This window comes from Microbulbifer sp. (assembly GCF_036563125.1).
GTDB lineage: Bacteria > Pseudomonadota > Gammaproteobacteria > Pseudomonadales > Cellvibrionaceae > Microbulbifer.
Map to the genome: position 1 here is coordinate 1 of NZ_DATCMV010000026.1, position 2,970 is coordinate 2,970.

Below are 2,970 nucleotides of genomic sequence, written 5' to 3' on the forward strand. Positions count from 1 at the left end.
CTGCTCGGAGATCCCGGGCATGGGGAAATGGTCGACTGCCTGCAGAATATCTCCCGCCGCCTGCGGCGCCCGTCGGCGATTCTGGTGGTCAGCGCGCACTGGGAAGAGCGTGTGCCCACCATCACCGCCGGTGCAAATCCCTCACTGATCTACGACTACTACGGTTTCCCGCAGGAGTCTTACAGCATCCAGTATCCGTGTCCCGGTGACCCGGGGCTGGCGCAGGAGGTTCACGAGGCTTTGACGCGGGCCGGTATCACTTCTGCACTGGATGAAAGCCGCGGCTTTGATCACGGCCTTTTCGTGCCGCTGAAACTCCTTTTTCCACAGGCGGACATTCCCTGCATCCAGCTGTCGCTGAACAGCAACCTGGATGCAGCACAGCACCTGGCCGTTGGCGCAGCCTTGCAGGGAATCGAGCGGGAAAATCTGCTGGTGATAGGTTCCGGCTTCTCGTTCCACAATATGCGCGCATTTTTTGCTGCGGAAACGGCGGAATCCGAGAAACTCAACGAATCGTTTGAACAGTGGCTACATGAGACCTGCACCAGCACGGCGATAAGTGAACCCGAGCGTGTGCAGAGATTTATTCACTGGGACAGAGCACCCGGTGCACGCTTTTGTCATCCCCGCGAAGAGCACCTGTTGCCACTGCACGTGTGTTACGGGTTGGCGAGCAGGCCGAGTACGGAGGCGTTTACATTACATATTCTCAACAAACGCGCGAGCATGTACCTCTGGCAATAGACAAGCGGACTCAAAGTCTTGTCAATGCGCGCCGCCCAATACCGCGCTAAGTAGAAGGCACCACATACTTAAGACCGCCAGGAAGTTAATCGTAAACACGATACCGCGCAGGCGGATGTTCGTGGTGAGAATCTGCACCGCGCTGTGGGTAACTCTACCGGCTATAAATATCCACGCGAATAAATGAAATATCGGCTGATACAGCGCCGGCGCGGCAATCACCACAAGACACGCCGCATAAAAAAACAGCGGCCATTCAAACTGGTTGGAAAGATTGGCGCTGACTCTAGGCTCGATCGATTGCCACGGGTTCGAGCCATCTTCCCTGTTGCCGATGTTCCAAATTTTGGGTGCTCGCATCAATGTTAGCAAGGCATACAGCAAGGCCGTCCACACCACATGCACTGCCATCGGGATTAAAAGTTCACTGCTCATGGTTTGGTGGCCAATTCTGATGAAAAGTATTGGTGTGGTTGCAAATCTTTGGACCGGAATCTGATTCCTTACTATTCCTCTCCATGTATGAATCTCGATTCATTGTCCGGATCGGGTAAAAGACAGTGATCGTATTTTCCGAAAAAATGGTAGCGATTTAAGGCAATCTGGTCGTACATCCAGTCCCTGAGTTTCCGCGGTACCAATACGAAAACAGATAACATCGGCCATGGGAATGGCAGGGCGCGCAGAATTTCCAGAAGTGCCGTTGAGCGCGTGTACAGAAGTTCGCCGCTGATGTACACCATTGTTTCGAAGGTGTCCGTAGGCAGGCCGTAGTATTCGAGTATCGCCTGTCCCTCTCTGGATTGCACCGTGGCCAGTTTAAAGATTCTATTCCTGTCGAACTTGATAAGGAATCTCGCCCACGCCGAGCAAAGCTTACATACGCCGTCAAACAAAACCACTTTGTCATTTTCATGAATGTATGGAGCGGGCATTCAGACGTGCCTTTCAGTTTGCGCCCGTGACAGGGTCCGGAATTGAATTGTACGCGCAGCGGGGAAAAATTGAGTAAGCTTGCGCAATTGCCCCCAATCTTCTGATGTATTGCCCGAGGCCGAGTTTTGCGCCCCTACAATCCACCTACCATACCCTATCTGGATGTCGTCTACAGCGACACTCACTTACTGGTGCTGGACAAGCCCAGCGGCCTGCTCACCGTGCCCGGCCGCGACCCCGCCCACAAAGACTGTCTCGCCAGTCGCGCGCAGGCGGAGTATCCGGACGCGCTGATCGTGCATCGCCTGGATATGGATACCTCGGGGCTAGTGGTGATGGCGCGCGGTCCCGAAGTACACCGGCAGTTGAGCGCATTGTTCCAGAATCGTGCAGTGGAAAAATCCTACCTTGCGCGGGTGTGGGGTGAGCCCGAGGGTGACGCGGGCGAAGTGGATCTGCCGCTGATCTGCGACTGGCCGAACCGGCCCAAGCAGATGGTGGATTTCGAGCACGGCAAGCCGTCGCTGACCCGCTGGCAGAAACTCGAAAGTGACGGTAACTCTAGCTTGCTGGAACTGATGCCGGTGACGGGTCGCTCGCACCAGTTACGGGTACACATGCAGGCACTGGGCCACCCGATTCTCGGTGATCCCTTTTATGCCCATGCAGAAGCACTCGCCTTGGCACCGCGGTTATTACTGCATGCTCAGGAGCTGGGGTTCGAGCATCCTGTACTGGGGAAAACACTGCACTTGCTGTGCAATCCGGGGCCAGAGTTTTTGATAGCCTGACCCGGGATTCCGGAGTCCCGGCTGATTAGGTACTTAAAAAAGGCGATCAATGATCGCCTTTTTTCTTTTCCGTGTTGCCCGTTCAGGTTGTCACGTGCAGGCGAACTTCAATGTTGTCGCGTGTTGCATTGGAGTAGGGGCACACCTTGTGCGCCTGTGCCACCAGAGTTTCCGCATCGTCTTGTTCCAGCCCGGGCAGATGCACATGCAGGTCTACTTCAAGCCCGAAGCCGCCCTCCACTTGGCCGATTCCCACCTCGCCGCGCACACTGGTACTTGCGGGAATGGCGACTTTGGACTGGCCGCCGACAAATTTCATGGCGCCGATAAAGCAGGCGGAATAGCCGGCGGCAAGCAGCTGTTCCGGATTGGTGGCCGCGCCTCCGGCCCCACCCAGTTCTTTCGGGGTTGTCAGCTTGAGGTCCAGCACGCCGTCTGAAGAAACGGCTCTGCCGTCGCGTCCACCGGTCACGGTGGCTGAAGCGGTATACAGTGT

General features: G+C 55.9%; 5 protein-coding genes. 2 read left to right on the plus strand and 3 right to left on the minus strand.

The window, feature by feature from the left end; all coding sequences use genetic code 11:
- Positions 1-747 (plus strand): DODA-type extradiol aromatic ring-opening family dioxygenase (locus tag VIL80_RS01690; RefSeq protein WP_332034430.1); only part of this gene is annotated, 747 nt, incomplete at its 5' end.
- Positions 748-768: 21 nt separating this feature from the next.
- On the opposite strand, the gene VIL80_RS01695 is transcribed toward VIL80_RS01690, so the two are convergent.
- On the minus strand, positions 769-1,182 hold the full coding sequence (locus VIL80_RS01695; RefSeq protein ID WP_332034431.1) for an MAPEG family protein: 414 nt from the start codon (positions 1,180-1,182) through the stop codon (positions 769-771).
- A 71-nt stretch (positions 1,183-1,253) separates the two neighbouring features.
- Positions 1,254-1,682: a thiol-disulfide oxidoreductase DCC family protein gene (locus tag VIL80_RS16765; RefSeq protein ID WP_414684508.1), complete on the minus strand. Its 429-nt coding sequence runs from the start codon at positions 1,680-1,682 to the stop codon at positions 1,254-1,256.
- A gap of 126 nt (positions 1,683-1,808) precedes the next feature.
- Between VIL80_RS16765 and VIL80_RS01700 the strand changes: the two genes are divergently transcribed.
- Positions 1,809-2,474, plus strand: a complete 666-nt coding sequence (locus VIL80_RS01700; RefSeq protein ID WP_332034432.1) for a pseudouridine synthase — start codon at positions 1,809-1,811, stop codon at positions 2,472-2,474.
- Positions 2,475-2,556: 82 nt separating this feature from the next.
- Here the strand turns inward: VIL80_RS01700 and VIL80_RS01705 are convergent.
- Positions 2,557-2,970: organic hydroperoxide resistance protein (locus VIL80_RS01705; RefSeq protein WP_527250099.1), on the minus strand; the 414-nt coding region annotated here is incomplete at its 5' end.

Bases quoted from the DNA above. Each gene is read 5' to 3' on its own strand.
- VIL80_RS01695 (WP_332034431.1), bottom strand. From the start codon at position 1,182: ATGAGCAGTGAACTTTTAATCCCGATGGCAGTGCATGTGGTGTGGACG.
- VIL80_RS16765 (WP_414684508.1), bottom strand. From the start codon at position 1,682: ATGCCCGCTCCATACATTCATGAAAATGACAAAGTGGTTTTGTTTGAC.